11 protein-coding genes are annotated in these 19,434 nt (G+C 61.5%); 4 read left to right on the top strand and 7 right to left on the bottom strand.

Annotated elements, in window-relative coordinates; translation table 11 throughout:
* Positions 1 to 33: 33 nt before the first annotated feature.
* The 4 genes from VH599_03195 to VH599_03180 all read right to left on the bottom strand — a co-directional run bounded on the left by VH599_03195 (position 34) and on the right by VH599_03180 (position 4,542).
* Positions 34 to 2,133 carry a xanthine dehydrogenase family protein molybdopterin-binding subunit gene (locus VH599_03195; GenBank protein ID HEY7347301.1) on the bottom strand — a complete coding sequence of 700 codons (2,100 nt, stop codon included), beginning with the start codon at positions 2,131 to 2,133 and terminating at the stop codon, positions 34 to 36.
* On the bottom strand, positions 2,130 to 3,122 hold the full coding sequence (locus VH599_03190) for a xanthine dehydrogenase family protein subunit M (GenBank protein HEY7347300.1): 993 nt from the start codon (positions 3,120 to 3,122) through the stop codon (positions 2,130 to 2,132). Before VH599_03190 ends, VH599_03195 begins: the two co-directional genes overlap by 4 nt.
* The gene (locus VH599_03185) at positions 3,119 to 3,625 is read right to left on the bottom strand and encodes a 2Fe-2S iron-sulfur cluster-binding protein (GenBank protein HEY7347299.1); all 507 of its coding nucleotides are present in this window, start codon (positions 3,623 to 3,625) and stop codon (positions 3,119 to 3,121) included. The genes VH599_03190 and VH599_03185 overlap by 4 nt, the downstream gene beginning before the upstream one ends.
* 251 nt (positions 3,626 to 3,876) lie before the next feature.
* Entirely contained in the window at positions 3,877 to 4,542 is a 666-nt protein-coding gene (locus VH599_03180) for a hypothetical protein (GenBank protein HEY7347298.1), read from the bottom strand.
* Between the two features lie 330 nt (positions 4,543 to 4,872).
* Between VH599_03180 and VH599_03175 the strand changes: the two genes are divergently transcribed.
* Positions 4,873 to 7,347 (top strand): ATP-dependent Clp protease ATP-binding subunit, encoded by a 2,475-nt coding sequence (locus VH599_03175; protein HEY7347297.1) that lies wholly within the window; start codon positions 4,873 to 4,875, stop codon positions 7,345 to 7,347.
* Here the strand turns inward: VH599_03175 and VH599_03170 are convergent.
* The 3 genes from VH599_03170 to VH599_03160 form a co-directional block, all read right to left on the bottom strand.
* Positions 7,344 to 8,450, bottom strand: a complete 1,107-nt coding sequence (locus tag VH599_03170) for an SIS domain-containing protein (protein ID HEY7347296.1) — start codon at positions 8,448 to 8,450, stop codon at positions 7,344 to 7,346. The genes VH599_03175 and VH599_03170 overlap by 4 nt on opposite strands.
* Positions 8,451 to 8,465: 15 nt before the next feature.
* Complete coding sequence (locus VH599_03165; GenBank protein HEY7347295.1) at positions 8,466 to 9,653, bottom strand: DUF711 family protein; 1,188 nt, start codon at positions 9,651 to 9,653, stop codon at positions 8,466 to 8,468.
* 116 nt (positions 9,654 to 9,769) lie between these two features.
* Positions 9,770 to 10,927, bottom strand: coding sequence for a transposase (locus VH599_03160; protein ID HEY7347294.1), 1,158 nt, complete (start codon positions 10,925 to 10,927; stop codon positions 9,770 to 9,772).
* Between the two features lie 123 nt (positions 10,928 to 11,050).
* On the opposite strand from VH599_03160, the gene VH599_03155 reads away from it, so the two are divergent.
* From VH599_03155 to VH599_03145, 3 genes are all read left to right on the top strand, one after another.
* Positions 11,051 to 11,239: a hypothetical protein gene (locus VH599_03155; protein HEY7347293.1), complete on the top strand. Its 189-nt coding sequence runs from the start codon at positions 11,051 to 11,053 to the stop codon at positions 11,237 to 11,239.
* Between the two features lie 228 nt (positions 11,240 to 11,467).
* Positions 11,468 to 16,234, top strand: a complete 4,767-nt coding sequence (locus tag VH599_03150; GenBank protein ID HEY7347292.1) for a DUF2298 domain-containing protein — start codon at positions 11,468 to 11,470, stop codon at positions 16,232 to 16,234.
* A 27-nt stretch (positions 16,235 to 16,261) separates the two neighbouring features.
* Positions 16,262 to 19,423, top strand: coding sequence for a DUF2298 domain-containing protein (locus VH599_03145; protein HEY7347291.1), 3,162 nt, complete (start codon positions 16,262 to 16,264; stop codon positions 19,421 to 19,423).
* Positions 19,424 to 19,434: the final 11 nt, after the last annotated feature.

Genomic DNA, 19,434 nt, shown 5'->3' with positions numbered 1-19,434 from the left:
CCAGTCTCCTGGCGGCGACACACTCTCGCCGTCTTACCGCAGGAGTGTGTCGAGCGTGATCGGCAGGGTGCGAACACGAATGCCGGTAGCATGATAGATGGCATTGGCAATCGCGGCGGCGGTTCCCACGATCCCGATCTCGCCCAGCCCTTTGGCGCCCATAGGGTTGAAATGTCGATCCTCCTCGTCGATCCAGGTCACGTCAATGGTACCCACGTCGGCGTTGGTGGCGATGTGGTATTCCGCAAAATCATGGTTCACGTAATCGCCAAAGCGCGGGTCCAGGACGCTCTGCTCGTGCAGCGCCATCGAAAGGCCCATAGTCATGCCACCCAGGAGTTGCGAGCGCGCGGTCTTCGGGTTGATGACGCGCCCGACGGCGAAGACTCCCAGCAGCCGGGGTACGCGGGCCTCGCCGGTAGTGTCATTGACGTGGACCTCGGCGAACTGCGCGCCAAAGGCGTGCATGGAGAACCGCTGCGCCTCCGGGTTCGTGTCGAATGCGCCAATCGCTTCCAATCCTTCGGCGGGCACGACATCGGCATACTCGTTGTGCAGCCGCGTGCGGAGCTTCCGGGCGGCATCAACGATGGCTGACCCCCAGGATGTCGTCCCCGACGACCCTCCAGCCACGCCCGCTGGCGGCAGGGCGCTGTCGCCAATCTCCAGGCGCACACGATCCAGCGGCGCCTCCAGCGCGTCTGCCGCGATCTGGCTCAGTGCTGTCCAGGCGCCTGTACCGATGTCCGAGGCCGCAATGCCAACGCGATACCGTCCCGTCGGATCAACGCGCACTCGCGCAGCCGCTGGAAACTGGAAGTTCGGATACGTCGAGGCGGCCACGCCGGTCCCGATAAGCCAGGAGCCGTCCTTTCGCTGACGCGGCTGGGGGTTGCGCGGCTGCCAGCCGAAGCGCCGCGCTCCTTCGCGCAGGCACGCGACGAGGCCGCGACTGCTGAAGGGACGCCCCGTCTCAGGATCGGCCATTGGTTCGTTGAGTATACGCAGGTCAATTGGATCGAGGCCGCAGGCCGTCGCCAACTCGTCCATCGCAGACTCCAGGGCAAACATACCCGGACACTCGCCCGGCGCGCGCATCCACGAATTGGCTGGAAGGTCGAGCCGCGCCACCCGATGCGTGGTCCGCTGATTCGGCGCCGCATACATCATCCGCGTCGCCACGGCGGTTGGCTCGGCAAACTCATGGAGTGTTGAGGTTTGCTCAACGACATCGTGCGCAATGGCCGTAAGCTGGCCGTTGCGGTCAGCGCCTAGCCGCACGCGCTGGATCGTCGGCGTGCGATAGCCGACCAGGGCGAACATCTGTTGCCGGGTGAGGGCTAACTTCACGGGTCGCCCTGCTCTCTGCGCCGCCATCACGGTAAGCATCACATGTGGGTGGGTGAGCGCCTTGGAACCGAACGCCCCGCCGACATAGGGCGCGATCACGCGCACCTGCTCAGGAGGCAATCTGAACGCCCTGGCAACATCATCGCGTATCCCGTCTGCCCCCTGGTTCGCATCGTAGAGGGTCACGCTGTTGTCGCTCCAGACCGCCAGCGTCGCGTGTGGTTCGAGTGGGTTGTTGTGTTCGGCGGGTGTCGTATAGGTGTGGTCAAGCGAGATGGGCGACGAGGCCAGCGCCGTTTCGACAGCGCCCTGGGTGGTATCCGTCTCGTAGAGACCGCTGATGTTCTCTGGCTTATACAGATCGCTGCGGTCGGCGCGCAGTTCCACATCATGTGGCTGCTCCTCGTAGCGGACAGCGACGAGGCTCGCAGCCTGTCGCGCAACCTCCAACGTCTCAGCGACGACCGCAGCGACGAACTGCCCACGATAGGCGATGGCATCCGATTGGAAGACCGCCAGTCCGGCGTCATCGAGGGCTGCCAGCCGGGTGGCGTTCTCGTGCGATAGGATGGTGACGACTCCAGTCAGCGCCCGCGCGGCGCTTGCATCGAACGACACGACGCGGCCCCTGGCAATGGTACTCTGGACTGGGAAGACGTAGGTAATGCCCTCGACCGGATACTCGTAGGCATATTTGGCCGCGCCGGTCACTTTCAGCGGACCATCAATGCGGTCCAGCGAGGCGCCAATAGCGCGGGGTGGGAGTTGCACACCAAGGGTCATGATCGGTTCTCCTCTGTTAAGTCAAGCAGCATGCGCACCAGGATATTGCGCGCGAGCGGCGCCTTGAAGGCGTTGCCGGGCAAGGGCTGCGCAGCGGCCAACTCAGCCTCGGCAGCCCGCTGGAACGTCTCTTCGCTGGCTGGTGCGCCGCGCAGCATGGCTTCGGCCTTCTTCGCTCGCCAGGGCATATGCGCTACGCCACCGAGCGCGAGGCGCACGTCGCGTACTGTGCCGTCAGCGACATCAAGCGCCGCAGCCACCGAGACGAGCGCGAAGGCATACGACGCGCGGTCACGGACCTTGCGATAGCGCGAGCGCGCCGCGAACGACAGCGGCGGGAGATCAATGGCCGTAATCAATTCGCCATGCGTCAAAACGGTATCGCGCTGTGGGTCGGCGCCCGGCAGGCGGTAGAAGTTCACGAGCGGGATCGCCCGTTCGCCGCTCACTCCTTGCACGCGCACGATGGCGTCGAGCGCGGCCAGCGCGACGGCCATATCCGAGGGATGCGTGGCAATACACGCCTCCGAAGCTCCTAGAATAGCCAGCTCGCGGTGATAGCCCGCTCGCGCTGGACAGCCGCTCCCCGGTACGCGCTTGTTGCAGGGCTTGGAGACATCCTGGAAGTAGACGCAGCGCGTGCGCTGGAGCAGGTTCCCGCCCATCGTTGCCAGGTTGCGCAGTTGACCAGAGGCTCCATCAAGCAATGCCTGTGCGAGTACAGGATAGTGCTGGCGAATTGTGTGGTCAGCCGCCAGGTCGCTGTTACGCACCAGCGCCCCAATCCTGACACCCCCGTCGGGAAGCGGCTCGATACGGTTGTAGGGCAGATGGGTAATGTCAACCAGCAGGTCCGGCTGGGCGACGCCTAGCTTCATGTGGTCAATGAGGTTCGTTCCGCCGCCCAGGAAGACCCCCGTCGGCGCCTGGGCCAGCCGCGCTACGGCGCTGGCCGCGTCGCTGGCGCGTTCGTAGGTGAAGGGCATCATGGCGCTACCTCCGCAATCGCTGGGACGATGTTGGCATAGGCGGCGCACCGGCAGAGATTGCCGCTCATGCGCTCCCGAATCTCAGCATCGTCGAGCGTCACATGCTCAGCCGCCAGATCGGCGCTCACCGCGCTGGGCCAACCCGCCTGGGCCTCGCGCAGCATCCCTACTGCCGAGCAGAGTTGCCCCGGCGTGCAGTAGCCGCACTGAAAGGCATCGTGTGCAATGAACGCCTGCTGGAGCGGGTGGAGGTGTTCTCCATCGGCCAGCCCTTCGATGGTAACGATCTCGGCGTCCTGGTGCGCGACGGCAAGGACCAGGCAGCTATTCACGCGCCGTCCATCGAGCAAGATGGTGCAGGCGCCGCACTGCCCGTGATCACACCCTTTCTTAGACCCGGTCAGTCCCAGCCGCTCGCGCAGCGCATCCAGCAGGGTGGTTCGGGTATCCACGATCAGCCGGTGGGCGGCCCCGTTCACGCGCAGAGTGATTTCCAGCTCCATAGTTGGTCTGTCTCTTTCTCTAGTGCAAACAGCGATACATCCTATGCCAGAGACGAACAGCATACACAGCCACCAGCGCAGAAGCCTCCGCGCCGCCTATCGGCCACGCCTGAGCGCCCGCCGCGCCGATTCGGCATATCCACCTGCTCCCGGTGGGTTGTATAGGCCGTCACTGCATAGGACGTGCCCTCCTCATCCTGCTGGATCAGCCCTGGTCAGGTATGTCCCTGCCTGGCGCCTGCCAGGCTTCCTCAGCTTTTGGGGTGAGCCGCCCCCACGCCATCATTTCCTTGCTGGTGGACTTCTCCCTGGATACCAGAAGGCGCATCATCTGCCGCCTGTTGCGCCTCTCGTGGGCTTCGTGACACCAGGAGCGCGATTCCCACCAGGAGCAGGGCAGGCTCATAGAAGAGCGGTCCCTGGTTCTGTGGGGGGAACGCCCGGATGAGCGTCAGCGCCGCCCACAGCACCACCGCAATACCAATCCAGCGCGCCAGGAGTCTGGTTCTCAGGATCGCCAGGCCATAGGCGATGACTGCTGGAAACGCCAGCAGAATAAAGAACCCCTCCAGGTCGCGCCCGCCGGGCAGCCCGTTCGTGTCGAACAGGATGGTGAGGAGCCACAGCAGCGTGGCGAGGGTGAAGCTCACCCGGCCCAGTGTGGCGCAGAGGTGGTCGCCCGCGCGGCGCAAGACGCCCTCCAGGAGCACCAGCCCGTAGAGCGTCACGACGACGAAGGCCACGCTCCAATACTTCGTCCAGACGGGGTCGAAGAGGAAGGGGAGCGTTTGCCCCCAGGCCGAGGTCACGCCCATGCCGGGAGCATTGATGACCACAGCGGGCAAGACGAGCAGAACGCCGAGGAGGAGCAAGCCTGCCGCAATGTGGCGCTCGCTCCAGGGGTCTTTGTTTCTCATAGCACTCTCCAGGGGTGTTCTCCAAAGGTAAAGAACCTATCCCAACCAGCAATCAGATCGCCCAGGCGCGGCGCAGCCATAACTGCGCTGCCCTTTGTGTAAGAACGTGCGCAGCCGAGCGATTTCTGCACCCATTCCGATTTTATCCCTCCCCGCCTGCTTCCTGTTCCGAAACGCTCAGTTTCTGGCATATTCCTTGCACTGAACATTTGTAGGGAACGGGAGCATCGGGTGGTCTGGGATGGCGCCCTGAATCATGATGGGAAGCTGCTCCTGCTGTTTCAGGTTGTGCTTGTGTATTGATGACGGAAGGAAAGGGTTGGTTCCCTGATGAGCCGCTTTGATCACTATTCCACTGAAGCCCGCAAGGCGCTCGCTCAGGCGCGAGAAGACGCTTTGCGACTGAACCATAAAACCATTTGTACAGAACATATCTTACTGGGATTGCTGGAGATCAATGACCCATTGATCGAAAACATCATCAGTCAACTGGGGACCAATTCGGCGCGCGTGCGACAGGCGCTTGAGTTTGTCATTGGCCGCAGCACGCGCCCGCTGCTGAGCGAGCCAACGCTGAGCGGGCCAGCGCGGGCCGTGTTGGATCTGGCCGAGCAGGAGGCTCAGGAAAGTCACGCGCCGGAGGTTGGCGCGGAGCATCTCTTGCTTGGTCTGCTGCGCGAAGGCGGAGGGATTGCCGCGGGAGTCTTAGAAAGTTTTGGGATCGCGCTTGATTCAGCGCGTTCCCAGATAGAGCAACTTCGCCGCCAGGGGCGACAGATGACGGCTTTTGCGGCGGAACACATGGCTAGGTACAATATGACTCCAACCCTCAATCAAGTCAGCCATGATTTGACGGCGGCTGCGGTGGCCGGGCAGCTTGATCCGGTGATCGGGCGCGAGGTCGAGATCGAGCGCACGATGCAGATTCTGGCGCGACGCAGCAAGAATAATCCGGTCTTGATCGGAGAGGCGGGCGTGGGGAAAACGGCGATTGCAGAGGGTCTGGCCCAGCGCATCGCCAGTGGACAGGTACCCGATCTCTTGAAAGAGAAGCGCGTCGTCTCTCTGGATGTTGGCTTGCTGACCATTGGCACCAAGTATCGCGGCGATTTTGAGGAGCGCCTGAAAAAAGTGGTAAATGAGATTGTGACGGCAGCCAACTGCATTATCTACATTGATGAACTGCATACGCTCGTCGGCGCAGGCGTTGCCGAAGGGTCGGTGGACGCGGCCAATCTCTTCAAGCCGCTGCTGGCGCGTGGCGAGTTTCAGTGTATTGGCGCAACCACCCTGGATGATTATCGCAAATCCATCGAGAAAGACCCCGCGCTGGAGCGCCGCTTCCAGCCGGTGATGATTCGTGAGACGACCTCGGAGCAGACGCTGGAGATTCTCCAGGGGCTGCGCACCCGCTATGAGAGTTATCATCGCGTGCGCATTACCGATGAGGGCTTGCACGCCGCTGTGCAGCTTTCTATGCGCTATATTCAGGACCGCCACCTGCCCGATAAGGCCATCGATCTGATTGATGAGGCGTCCGCGCGGCTCTCGGTGAGCCGCTCGGTGGCTCCGCTGGGCGCGCGCGAAAAGCGTGAGCAGCTTGCGCGGCTGGAGGCAGAGAAAGACCGGGCGATTGCTCAGCGCGAGTTTGCCAGCGCGGCTGAGCTGCGCGACCACGAAAACCAGTTGCGCCAGGAATTGGTGGAGGTTGAGAACCGCTGGTCGCGTGCCCGCGATGAAGATTTGCCGAAGCTTGGCGAGCGCGAGATCGCTGAAATAGTTTCGATGTGGACGGGCATTCCCGCGCTCAAGGTCAATCAAGAGGAGTCGCAGCGGCTGCTGCATCTGGAGGAGGAACTGCACTGCCGCCTTGTCGGCCAGGAGGAAGCAGTCACAGCGGTGTCGCGTGCTGTGCGGCGCTCGCGGGCGGAACTGCGCGATCCGCGTCGTCCGATAGGCTCCTTTGTCTTCGTTGGCCCGACTGGCGTTGGCAAAACCGAACTGGCCCGCGCGCTGGCCGGGGCGCTCTTTGGCAGCGATGATGCCATGATAAAGCTCGATATGTCCGAGTTTATGGAGGGACACAACGCGGCGCGCCTGGTGGGAGCGCCCCCAGGCTACGTCGGCTACGACCAGGCCGGACAGTTGACCGAGGCGGTGCGGCGCAAGCCTTACAGCGTGATCCTGTTCGATGAGATCGAGAAGGCCCATCCCAGGGTCTTTGAGCTGCTGCTCCAGATTATGGAGGACGGGCGGCTGAGCGACGCCAAGGGGCGCGTGGTAGATTTCAAAAATACGATTCTCGTCCTGACCTCCAATATAGGCGCTGCGCTGCTGATGAAGCGCGGCGATCTGGGGTTTAGCCGCGCGCGCCAGGATGCCGGGACGGAGCAAGCCGAGTATGAGCGCATGAAAGAACGTATCATGCCGGAGATTCAGCGGCTCTTCCGCCCGGAGTTCCTGAACCGTCTCGACGATATTATTATGTTCCACGCGCTTTCGCGGGCGCAGGTGCGCCAGGTGCTGGATATTCTGCTGCTCCAGACACAGGCGCGCCTTTCGGAGCAGTTCATCACTCTGGACCTGACGGATGCCGCCAGAGACCTGATCGCCGGGTGCGGCTATGATCCCGACTTTGGCGCTCGCCCGCTGCGCCGGACGCTGCAAAACATGCTGCAAGACCCACTGGCCGAAGGGCTGCTCAAAGGCGAGTTTCGTGCCGGTGATCGGGTGGTGGTTGATGTCGGCAACGATGGCGCGCTCCGTCTTCACGTGATGGCGCTGGTTGGCGGCGAGGGCGGCTAGCGAATATAGCCGCGCCGCGCCGCTGCGTAGCTCTCATCGTGGCGGTGAATGAGATCGGGATTGACGCCGCGCGCCAGCGCAAAATGATAGGTGAAAAGCTGCAAGGGTACAATCGCTGGCAGCATCCCCAGGGCTTCGGCGCAGCGGGGCAGGAGAATCGTGTGCGTTGCGGTGTCCCTGATCTCCTGGTCGTCGGACTCGGCCAGGGCGATAGTTTCAGCGCCAATCGTTCGCGCCGCCTTGAGGATGTCCAGCGCGCGGCTGTGGCTGGCTCCTGGCGGAGCGATGACGACGGCGACATCGTGCGCGTCCAGCGACGAAATTGGCCCGTGAATGAACTCCTCGATCTGCATACCGGTGGAAGCCGTATAGTTGGCTTCCATCATTTTGAGCGCCGCCTCCTGGGCCGTGACCAGATGGGGGCCACCGCCCAGGAAGAAGAATCGCTGCCGATCCTGATAACGCTGCGCCAGCGCGCGCATCTGCTCTTCCAGTCCCAGCGCGTCGCGCAAGAGGCCGGGCAGCCGTTCGATCTCGGCAGCGGCGGCTTCCGCTTCGGCGCGCCTGTCCGGCAGGCGCTGTGCGATGCGGCAGGCAAGATCGGCCAGCAAGGCTACCATCAAGGTGTAGCTGACGGTATACACTGCTGACTGCTGCTGGGGATAGCCGGTCAGTACGATAGCGTCGGCGGCAGCGGCGGCTGGGCTGTCTGGATAGGCTGTGACGGTCAGGCAGAACGCGCCGTCGCGCTTGCCTTTCTCCAGGGCGCGAATCGTGGCGGTGGCCGTACCCGAATGACTCAGCACCATCAGGGCGGTATTGCTGTCCATTGCCGGGCCATACTCGACCAGCTCAAACGCCTGAAAGGCGCGCGTACCGCGTCGGCCATTGGTGAGCCAGCGCAGCAGGTGTTCTCCTGCCAGCGCGGCATGCAGCGCCGTTCCGCAGCCGGTGAGGAAGAGGCGCGTTTTGTCTGCTAGTACTGCTGCTAGCTCATCGCGCTGCTGGTGGTCAGCTCCCAGCAGGCGCTCAGCGGCTTCCGGCTGTACCAGAATCTCATCGTACATACAATAAGGATGACCAGGACGCACAGGGATGGACATCGAAGAGTTCTCCTTTCATACCCGCAGGATGGGCGCGTTGACCAGATAGGGCGAGGAGAAGGTGGTCATCTCCCCGGCCTGTTTGCCCAGAATCGGCAAGAGCCTGGCCGAGAGCGGTTTGCGCAGGCGTACCGCGAGCGCCCCCAGGTCGAGCAGCACATGGGCGATGCGTTCCGGCGCGGTATCGCCCGGAATGGGGATGCTATCCAGCCCGCTGCCGCAGACGGCAGAATACAACAGCAGCGAATCCAGCGTGAGCCGTCCTTCGGCCAGCCGCTCGCTGATCACAGCGTCGGCGAGTGGAGGAAGCATCAGCCCACAATAGCCGCAGGTGCGCAGACTGGTCCCCTTGAGCGCAGCAGTGATGGCGGCGGCAACAGTTGTCGTGCCTGGCTCGCCGAAATAGCCCAATCCCCCCTGTTCGAGCGCGTCGCCGATGCTCTCTTCGCCATAGGGCGCGGGGGAAAGGTCCAGGCCATAGTAAGCGATGTCATGCTCGCGCCAGCCATCGCAGAGGTCGGCAATGGGACGCCCCATCTCTTCCAGCACCGCGATCAGGCGCGCGGTGGCCGCTCCATCGCGCAAGGCCAACAAGCCAGACCCGCACTCTTGCGCCGCTGTTCGCAAGGTATCGCCTACCAACCCTGCCGATTGCAGGCCAATAGAAAAGCCCCATTCGGGACTGTCATGATAAGCGACGGGGAAAAATGGCGTCTGGGGCGGGCAATTCGCGGCAACCGAGAAAAAGAGATTGCCCAGACCCTCGTCGGTCTGCCGCGCCAGATCGCAGATCACGCGCGCCGCTGGCAGCGCGGCATCGGGGCGCAAGCCGTCGGCAGTGGAGGCTATCTGGACGCTGGCGCTCAGGGTAGGATTCATCGTCAGCACATCCGTCAGCAAGCTGATGCGCCGCAGGTCTGCATCCGGGGCATTGGCGGGAATATGGCCGATGGAGCAATAGTAAATCTCGCGCGCCACGCACATCTGCTGAAGATAGCCGCAGTACTCCAGCAGTTCGCGGGCCGACCATTCAGCCAGGTCAACAAAAACAGGACGCAGCGCGATGCGGGCGCTTTGCACCTCATAGCCCGCGCGCTCGAACTCGGCCTGCGCCATGCTCAGGACCGGGTCAATCAGATCAAAAACCTCTGTGCCAAGCGGGTGAGGAGCGCCTACCCCAAGCGTAATGGTTCGCACGCGCACCTGAATCTTCTTGCTGCCTTTCAAAACATATGTAAACGTATTGATTGCTGCGCTTGACTGGCTCAGGCGGCCCCCGTGACCGCTACGCCTCCCCAGTCGCCCGCAGCACACCGCACTCACGCCTGGTGAGTGTGTGGCCCTGGCCGGGCAAGAGACCGCTGGAGAATGTTCACAGCAGAGTTGTCGTCTCTGTCCATGACCAGCCCACAGGTCTCACAGCGATACGTCCGTTTGTAGAGCGGCATGTCCTGCTGGTGTCCACAGCCGCTGCACGTCTTGCTGGTATCGCGTTCATCTATCTGAACCAATGCTTTCCCAGTCAACTGACACTTGTATTCCAGCATATGCACAAAGCCATACAGCCCCCAATCATTGAACACCGCCCGATGCCTGGCCTTTTGGTGCTTTTCATGTTCCTTCATAACCATCTGCCGCTGGGAAAGCTCACCAATCACCACAGTTCTCTCAACCAGCCGGTGAGCGATGAGATGGGAGGCTTTGTGCAGAGAGTCACGTTGTTTGTTGCGCTTCTTTTCCGAAACGCGCTGGTACACCTGCGAGAGATGGAGATAGCGCCGCGATTTCTTTTTGCAGCAGTCTCGCTTGGAGCGAAGCTTATCTAACTGCTTGTTGTACCAGTGATAGCCCGTACATCCGCCGATATGATAGAACCGCCCCTGCTCGTTCACGCCCGTTGCCAGCGTCTTGATGCCCAAATCAAAGGCCACCACTTGCCCCGCTTGGGGTGTGGCTTCCTGCACCGGATAGACAAAGGAAGCGTAGTAGTATCCTCTGGTATCTCGGCTGATTGCCACCTCTTTGTAACCAGCAGGCGCCTCTTCGGTGAGTTTAGCCCGGATGGTGGGGAAGCGCTTGGTTTTCTCGTTCCTTCCACCCGTTGGCAAGAGGACCGTATGGCCCTCTACCTTGATGTACATGGCCGGATAGCAGAGGGTGAAGAAGGCATGCCGGGGCCGCACTCTGGGAAAGCCGGGCGTCTCACCGTTCTTGACGCGGCGAAAGAAGGCGTGCATCGCCTTATCCAGCCGGAAATACACTTCAGCTAGCAACTTGCCATATACGTCGTTGAGTTCGGGGTCGTAGGCCCGGCATTCAATGAGCCGTGCTTTCTCTTCGGCAAAATGCCAGCGTTCCCCATCCCGCAGCCGCATGACCAGCCAGTTGTAGAGGCCGCGACATTTGCCCTGCATGACCTCTAGGGTCGCAGCGTCTGACTCACTTACATGAAGTCGGATTTTCTTCGCTAGTAGCATGTCCGGTTCCTTGTTCGTTCTGTACGTTCTACCTGAACATTGTACCATCCATTGCCCTTGCTGGCAAGCCTGCATGTGATAGAATGTCCGTACCGTCCAGGATACACGAACAAGGGGTGCGCAATGCGCAAGAAACCAGGCTATCGAGAACTCTGCTTTTATCTCACCGAGGAGCACTATGCTGCGCTGGAGCGCTACTGGCGCTACCAGACCACTGATCGCCATATTACCACAACGGCTGTTGCCTTGCTGGTGGAGGCGTTGCAAACTCATCAGCAACACCCCCCTCCTGCCCAGAAATCAGAGCAATAACATAGGTAGCTAGTACACGTTTGAACATCTTTGTTCCTGAAAATGGAAGCTATCTGTTGTCTCCTATCCAACGTCTAGAATATGGATGCTATTATAGCATCCCCGTTTGGCGGGTTGCTTGCGTTTGCTTGCGCTTGGGCAAGAAGCAATGCTACAATCGCGGTAACGTTTCTGCGAGGCGTCAGGCGTTGGCAACCTCTTATTCAAGCGTGGTAGGAAGACTAGCTCTTGTTAAGATCATCTGAGGACGGTATTGTGGAGGAGCATGGCGCTCTGACTGGCGGCGCGGCTGAAGCGCCGCAGCCAACGCCTGAAGTATCTGCTGAGTTGGTTTCTTCCCAGCCTCTTGCGGTTGCTTCGCCAATCAAAGAGCAGCCGGGAAAGAATGGGCAGCGGGCGCGCACGAGTGTCCCCAGGCGCGCGCAGCCTGCGGCTGTACCCACGCCAATAGAAACGCCTGCTGTGGATACACGACGAACAGCAGCGCCTGTTGTCGCTCTGCCTGCCTGGCGGGCACGCCTGACGGAGTTTCGCGGCGCGCTGCCCGGCTGGCTGACGCGGCTGAACTGGCCGCTGATTGCGCTGCTGGCCCTGCTGGCTGGCGCGCTGGCGGTGCGAGTCTATGGGCTGAACTGGGATGATAACCAGCATCAGCATCCCGACGAGCGCGCCATGATCATGGCGGTGATGAACTTTCAATGGCCGCACAGCCTGAGCGAGTTTCTTTCCACCCAATCTCCACTCAGCCCTCATTTTAGCGACGGCGCGCCTTTCTTTGCCTATGGCACGTTCCCGATGTATGTCCTCTGGCTGCTTGCCTCTTTCCTCAACTGGCTGCAACAGACCTTCGGCTTGCACTGGATCGCCGCCGGACAGGGCAGCTTCACCGATTACGACCATATCACGCTGGTGGGCCGCGCGCTCTCCGCGCTCTTCGATACCGGAACAGTGCTGGTGACGTATCTGCTTGGGCGACGCCTCAGTGGCAGAAAAGCGGTAGGTCTGCTGGCGGCGGCCTTTGTGGCCTTTACGCCTTTTGAGGTGCAGCTTGCCCACTTCTTTACCGTTGATACCGCGCTGACCTTTTTTGTGGTGCTGGCCTTGTTGGCCTGTGTGGGTATCGCGCAGGATGACCGTCTGCGCTGGGTGCTGCTCGCGGGTGTGGCGACCGGGCTGGCGCTGGCAAGCAAGTTCAGCGCGCTGCCTTTGCTGCTGCCGCTGCTGATCGCCTGTATCCTGTACTGGCAGCGCAGCGATTGGCTGCTGGCGCTGCCCCGGCTGCTGATGAGCCTGGGCGCCGGATTGTTGACCTTTATTATCGCTATGCCCTATGCCCTGCTCGACCTGCCCGATTTCCAGGCGGCCATCAAACAGCAGAGCGATCTGACGCAGGGTACACTGGATTTCCCCTATGTGCGCCAGTTCGCGGGTACTACGCCCTTTCTCTACGAACTCAAGAACATGCTGCTCTACGATCTGGGCGTGCCGCTGGCGCTGCTGGGCCTCGTCGGGTGCATTCTGGTTGCCCGCCGCATCTGGCGGAACTGGCGCGACGATTATCTGGTCCCGCTTTCCTGGACACTGGTGTATTTCGCCATAACCGGCAGCTTTTATACGAAATACTCGCGCTATATGCTGCCCATCTTCCCGCTGCTGTGCATCTTTGGCGCGGCGGCTCTCCTGGCCCTGTGGCAGCGCGGCAGCGTCCGACGGGCCAGGTCTGGCGCGACGAGGAAAACGGCGGTCTTGCCGCGTGTCAGCCGCTGGCTGGCCGCCGGGCTGGCGGTGATCGTGTTGGGCAGTTCGTTGTTATTTACACTGGCATTCGACAACATCTACAGCCAGCCGCTGACACGCATACAGGCGTCGCGCTGGCTCTATCAGCACGTTCCCGCTGACAATGGCGCGGCGGCTAAGACGATCACCTATGAAATCTGGGATGATGCCCTGCCCCTAGCCGTTGATGGGCAGGCGGGCTGCTACATTTATAACTGCGTTGGCCTGCCGCTCTACGACGATGATACGCCGCAAAAGGCGACATCCCTGGCCCAGACGCTGGCGACGGCTGATGCTGTTATCATCTCCAGCCCCAGGCTCTACCCCGATTCCATTCCACGATTGCCGGATCGCTATCCGTTGACGAACCGCTATTATCAGCTACTCTTTGAGGGCAAGCTGGGCTTTCATCTCGCGGCTGTCTTCCAGAATCACCCCAACCTCTTTGGCGTCTCGTTCGATGACAGCGGCGCGGATGAGAGCTATTTCGTCTTCGACCACCCGACGGTGCATATCTTCCTGCCGGATGCGCCTCGGCCTGATGCCGCCCAACTTGAGCAGCTTTTGACGAACGGGTTGACGCTGCCGCCGCCAACGAACCTGAGCGGCGCCCAGAAATCGCTCACGCTCACGCCAGCGCAGATTGCCGCGAATCAGGACGGCCCGCCGCTGGGCCAGCAATTTTCGGCTGAGAGCCTTGCCAACCAGCACCCGCTGCTGGCCTGGTGGCTGGTGTTGGAGGTGATGAGTCTGCTGGCCTTCCCGCTGGTGGCGTTTGTCTTGCGCGGCTTGCGTGATCGCGGCTGGGCGTTTGCCAAAACGATTGCCTTGCTTATCATCGGCTATCTGGTCTGGCTTCCGGCCAGCCTCCAGGTCTTGCCTTATACCCAGGCAACCACCTGGGGAGCACTGGCGCTGGTCGGAGTGGCCGGATTGGGTGTGGGCTGGGCGACGCGCGCCGATCTCAAAACCTTTCTGCAAGCGCGCTGGAGGCTCTTGCTGGGAACGGAGATACTCTTTACCCTTGCTTTCCTGGCCTTCGCGGTGATTCGCGCTCAGAACCCCGATCTGTTCCATATCTGGCGCGGAGGCGAAAAGCCGATGGAACTTGCCTTTATCAATGGGATTCTGCGCAGCCGCTATTTCCCGCCGCTGGATGCCTGGTTTTCGGGCGGCTACATCAATTACTATTACTACGGGCAGTACCTCATCACGGTCTTGATTCGCCTGAGCGGCGTTATCCCCACGACAGCTTTTAATCTGGCGATCCCTACGCTCTTTGCGATGGTCCTGACCAGCGGCTTTGCTATCGTCACGCATCTGACGCGCCGCTGGTGGGCCGGATTGCTCGGCGGCTTTTTTGTGGCGCTGCTGGCGAACCTCGATGCCCTGCATCAGGTGTTGACGGCCTTGCAGAACCACGCGCCGCTTGCGCAGTTGCCCTTCGATTTCTGGGCCAGCAGCCGGGTCATCCCGTTCACCATCAACGAGTTCCCCTTCTGGAGCTTCCTCTTTGCCGACCTGCATCCGCATGTCATCGATCTGCCCGTCGAGATGCTGGCGATTGGGCTGGCGGTAATGCTTATCAGCGAGCGCCGCGCAACATCCGATTCGCGGACGCTCATTATCAGCCGTTTGCTGCTGCTGGGTCTGACGCTGGGGGCCATCGCCTGTATCAACACCTGGGACTTGCCAACCTACGCGCTGCTGATCGCGCTGGCGCTGATCTGGCGGGAGTATAATGCGCCCCGACGTGGCTGGCTCGTCTCTTTCGCGGTGGTCAGGCGCGTGGTTGGCTCGCTGGCGCTGATCGCTGCCTGCGCCTATCTCTTCTATGAACCGTTTTTCGCGCATTTCCAGACGACGGCGGCCAGCGGCATCGGCCCGGTGAGCAAGCCCGATCAACTGGCTGATTATGTGACCCTCTTTGGCGTCTGGCTCTTTATTGCGTCTAGCTTCTTCTTTGTTGAACTCTACCAGTGGATCTCCGGTCTTCTGTCGGTCCAATGGGCGGACGGGCGCTCCTCCTCCGTCGGGCGTACAGGCTATTCGGTGGTCTTCTGGGCGCTGGCGCTGGTGTCGGGCCTGGCTGTCCTGTGTATCTACGTTGCGCTGGGCAAGCTGCTTCCCGTCCTCTATACGCTGCTGGCGCTGGGGCTTCTGCTCTTTCTGGCGCAGGGGCGCAGGCAGCGCGCCAGCAAGCAAATCGCGTACCTGTTCTTGCTGATGGGCCTTGGGCTGAGCATCGTGTTCGAGACGATCTATATCCGCGATTTTCTGGATAACAGCGACTGGGAGCGCATGAACACCGTCTTCAAGTTCTTCATGCAGGTCTGGCTCTTTTACGCGCTGGGCAGCGCGCTGGCTGTTTTTGAGATCGTTCGCTGGGCCTGGCGCGCGCGGGTGCGCGCTCACTACGAGGTCAGCCTGGATACTATGCGGACAAAAACGCGCCGGGCTGATGAAGCGGCCTGGGGCGAGGATGAGTACCCGCAGCCGGCGGGCGCTTCGGGCAAGCGAACAGGCATACTTGCGCTGACTGGCGGTGCCCGGGCTTTGCTGGAAGCTGTCTTTCTGGTACGTGGCCGGGGCATTTTCCCTGGTCTGGTTCGCTGGGCCTGGAGCGCCGGGCTGGCGCTGCTGCTGCTGTCCTGCTCGATTTTTCTGGTGGAGGGAACGCAGGCGCGCATCGCCGATCACACGCTCTGGGCGCAGGTGCAGCCGCCCGTCAATTCTGCGAATTATACGCTTACGCTCGACGGCGCAGCGTATATGACCGCCTGGTATCCAGGGGATTATAACGCCATCCAATGGCTGAACGACACTATCTCCGGCGCGCCGGTGATTCTGGAAGATTCGTGCGGCTCCTATCAGTGGTACAGCCGGGTCTCGGTCTATACCGGCCTGCCAACTGTCATGGGTTGGAGCGACCACGAAGGCGAGCAGCGTTATGGCAGTGATGTTGGCGTGCGTGTCAACGATGTACAGACTATTTACGCTACGAGCGATGCGAAGCAGGCGCTTGCCCTGATTCATAAGTATCATGTGCAGTATATCTATCTGGGGCAGCTTGAACGCGCCACCTGCGGCGACTTTGGCGGCAAGCCCGGCGACCCGCTGCCGCAGGCCGCTGTCTCGAAGTTTGATGCGATGGTGGGCGCGTCCTTGCAGGTGGTCTATCGTAATCCAGGTGTTACCATCTATAAGGTAATAGGGTGAATACTGGCTGCAACGAAGGACTAATTCATGAGTGATGCCTGGCTCTGGTGGCTGTTTATCCAGATGCTTGGGCTGGCGTGTTTGCCGCTGACCTTCAGTGTCTTTGCTAACCTGCCTGATCGTGGCTGGGCGCTTTCCAAGACGTTAGGGACGCTGGGCTTCTGCTTTCTGGTCTGGTTTCCGCTGACGCTGCCCTCGGTGCTGCCTGGCGCGCTCAGCGCCCTGGCGCTGCCCTACGCGCGGGGAACGCTGCTGGTGTTTCTGCTGCTGCTGCTGGCGCTGAATGGCTGGCTGCTGCGCTATCGCTGGCGCGAGATCGCGCGCGTGGCGCGCCGCCATACCGGCTATATCCTGCTGTGCGAAGCCCTCTTTGCCGGAGCGTTCGCGCTGCTGATTTGGATTCGTTCGTTCATTCCAGACATCTATGGCACCGAGAAGTTCATGGATGAAGCGTTTGTCTCTGCCATCATGCGCAGCCCGCATCTGCCGCCTAACGACCCCTGGCTCTCTGGCTATGCTATCAATTATTACTACCTGGGACATTTTATCGTTGCCACGCTTGCGAAGCTGCTGGGTACGTCGCCAGCCGTCGCCTTTAATACCGGCATCGCGCTGGTCTTTGCGTTAATGGCCGTCAACCTCTTTGGCGTGACCACCAATGTGGTGGCGCTTTTGCGTGTCTATCGTCAGCGGCGCGCCGCCGCAGGCGCGGGCGCAGCGGGGCGGCTGAACTTGCTGGCGTCCGCGCCGTTTGGCTTGGCGGCTGTGCTGCTCTCACTGGTCTTTGGCAACCTGTTTGGAGCCAGTCAATGGCTGGCCCAGTTGGACGCGGGCCTCTCGTTTGAGAGCGGCGCGCTGAATCTGCTGGCGCTGCTTCTGATGGCAGCCAGCATCTATGGGCTGGCCTGGAGCCTGGCCCCGCTGGCGCGGCGCGGGCGCGCTCCTGCCGCGCGAGGGCTAAGCCTGAAAAGGATGATCGGCGCGGCGGCCTTTGGCGTGGCGACGCTTGCGCTGCTGCCCTGGTGCGTCAGCCGGATTTCAGGGATGGTCGGATGGTTTGGCGTGGCCTGGCCGCGAATGAGCAACTGGCTGGGACACGCGCCGCTCTGGATCACTTATAACTGGTGGAATCCGTCGCGGGCCGTGCAGAGCGGCCCAGCCGATTATCAGAATATCACCGAGTTTCCCGCCTTCAGCTTTCTCCTGGCCGATCTCCACGCGCATGTGCTGGCTTTGCCGTTTACGGTGCTGGCGCTGGGTGTGGCGCTGAACCTCTTGCTGGCGCGTGGGCGTGGATTGGCTGCCTTTGGCGCGACGACGAGCCGCCGCGCGCTGGCCCTGCTGGGCGCTGTGATCATCATTGGCGGCCTCTATGCGATGAATGGCTGGGATTTGCCCACCTATGCCGGGCTGGCCCTGCTGTGCCTGGCGGCGCAGCAGTGGCGCGCGCATGGCCGCCGGTTCAGTACGGCGCTGCTGCAAGATTTCTTCACCTTTGCGGCGGCTGGGGTGATCCTGGGGCTGGTCCTCTATCTGCCCTTCATCCGCTCGTTTAGCTCGCCCTCGCAGGGCATCGGCCTGATCCCGCCAACGGTCATAAATGCGCAGGGTCAGGTCTTCCCTGGTTCGCTGGTCGCCGCTGATCGCACGTCTTTTGCCGATTTCTGGAGCGTCTTTGGCCTCTTCCTCACCATCCTGGGGGGCTACCTGCTCTGGCAGCTTGCCTCGGCCTTCATCACACGATGGCGCAGCGCGACAGCAGCGCGGCGGCTGCGTTTGGGCGGCGGCTTGCGTTCAAGGGATGATACGGCTGACAATGAGATGGCCCCCGCTGCTGAAGTCAGCAGCGGAGCGCCAGAGCCGCTGGATGTTGCGCTTTCATTGGTGGTCTGGGGGCTGCTGGCGGTGGTGATTGTTGTGCTGCTGCTGCTCTATGTACCCTATAGCCTGGTGTTGATCCTATGCCTGGCGGGCATCGCTGTCTGCGCGGCGCTGGCCTATCGGCGGCTGGCTCAGTCCGGGCTGGCGTTCACGCTGATGCTGGCGGGGACGGCGCTGGCGCTGGTGGGCGTCTGCGAAGTGGCTTATCTGCGCGATGTTTTCGATCACGGCGCATTGTTCCGCATGAATACGATCTTCAAGCTCTATTATCAGGCGTGGACGTTATTCGCGGTGAGCGGTGGGGCGCTGCTCTATGAACTGCTTGGGAGCGGCTGGCGCATTTCCAGGGAACAATCAACCCTGGCGCAGCGTCTCACAGAGCAGAAACGAACGCAGCGCCTGCAAGGCGCGCAGGTTGCGATAAGCAGCATGCCCGTCGGTGGAGTGCCTGGCGTCGCAGACATCCATGCCGCTCCAGCGGCGCTGACGGCCCACCTGGAGCCTGAGCCGCCGGAACCTGCTCAGGCGGACGTTGGCGAACGTCTTGTCGCAGCCGACCCTGCGCCGGAAGGCAACGAGCGTTCTTATAGTCATGAGCGCAGCCGGTACTTGAGCGCCAACAGCGGCGCTCAAGTACCGGCTGGCCTGAATGGGCGCGCAAACGCGGATACCCTGCATCCGACAGATGCTCGCGCCAGAGGCCAGGAACATAGACCGCCTGATCGGCTGACTCCAGGTTTGCGTGTCCTGGGATTGAGTGGTAAGCTGGTGTGGATGGTTGGGTTCCTGGCGCTGGTCCTGGGCGCGCTGGTCTATCCGGTCTTTGCGACGGACGCGCGCACCGGGCAGTATCACCAGCGGGTGGGACTTGACGGCGCGCAGTATCTGGAGACGCTTTACCCTGGAGATGCCGCCGCCATTCGCTGGATCAATACGCATATCGAGGGCGATCCGGTGATTGTGGAGGCAAGCGGCGGGGAGTACAGCGATTTTGCGCGGGTTTCGACTTTTACCGGCCTGCCAACGGTGCTGGGCTGGGGCGGCCACGAGATTCAGTGGCGCGTGAACTGGCTGAACGATCCGGCCAACGCCGCCGATTTTAACCAGCGTTCGGCTGATCTTGATACGATCTATACCAGCGCAGATGAGGGGCTGGTCATGCAACTGCTGCGCCGCTATCATGCGGGCTATCTCTATGTTGGCGCGTTAGAAAAACAGAAATATCCCAAGGCCGACCTGGGCCGTTTCGCTCAGTTTTTGCCGGTGGTGTATCAGGCGGCGGGTGTGAGTATCTATAAGATTCAGTAAATTGGGGAGCA

The organism is Ktedonobacterales bacterium, assembly GCA_036557285.1.
GTDB lineage: Bacteria > Chloroflexota > Ktedonobacteria > Ktedonobacterales > DATBGS01 > DATBHW01.
The sequence above is the reverse complement of the archived record's forward strand: the minus strand, read 5'-3'. Positions and strand labels throughout refer to the sequence as shown.

Excerpts from the sequence above, each read along its gene's own strand:
- VH599_03195 (HEY7347301.1), bottom strand. The coding sequence starts at position 2,133 with ATGACCCTTGGTGTGCAACTCCCACCCCGCGCTATTGGCGCCTCGCTG.
- VH599_03190 (HEY7347300.1), bottom strand. The coding sequence starts at position 3,122 with ATGATGCCCTTCACCTACGAACGCGCCAGCGACGCGGCCAGCGCCGTA.
- VH599_03185 (HEY7347299.1), bottom strand. The coding sequence starts at position 3,625 with ATGGAGCTGGAAATCACTCTGCGCGTGAACGGGGCCGCCCACCGGCTG.
- VH599_03180 (HEY7347298.1), bottom strand. The coding sequence starts at position 4,542 with ATGAGAAACAAAGACCCCTGGAGCGAGCGCCACATTGCGGCAGGCTTG.
- VH599_03175 (HEY7347297.1), top strand. The coding sequence starts at position 4,873 with ATGAGCCGCTTTGATCACTATTCCACTGAAGCCCGCAAGGCGCTCGCT.
- VH599_03170 (HEY7347296.1), bottom strand. The coding sequence starts at position 8,450 with ATGTCCATCCCTGTGCGTCCTGGTCATCCTTATTGTATGTACGATGAG.
- VH599_03160 (HEY7347294.1), bottom strand. The coding sequence starts at position 10,927 with ATGCTACTAGCGAAGAAAATCCGACTTCATGTAAGTGAGTCAGACGCT.
- VH599_03155 (HEY7347293.1), top strand. The coding sequence starts at position 11,051 with ATGCGCAAGAAACCAGGCTATCGAGAACTCTGCTTTTATCTCACCGAG.
- VH599_03145 (HEY7347291.1), top strand. The coding sequence starts at position 16,262 with ATGAGTGATGCCTGGCTCTGGTGGCTGTTTATCCAGATGCTTGGGCTG.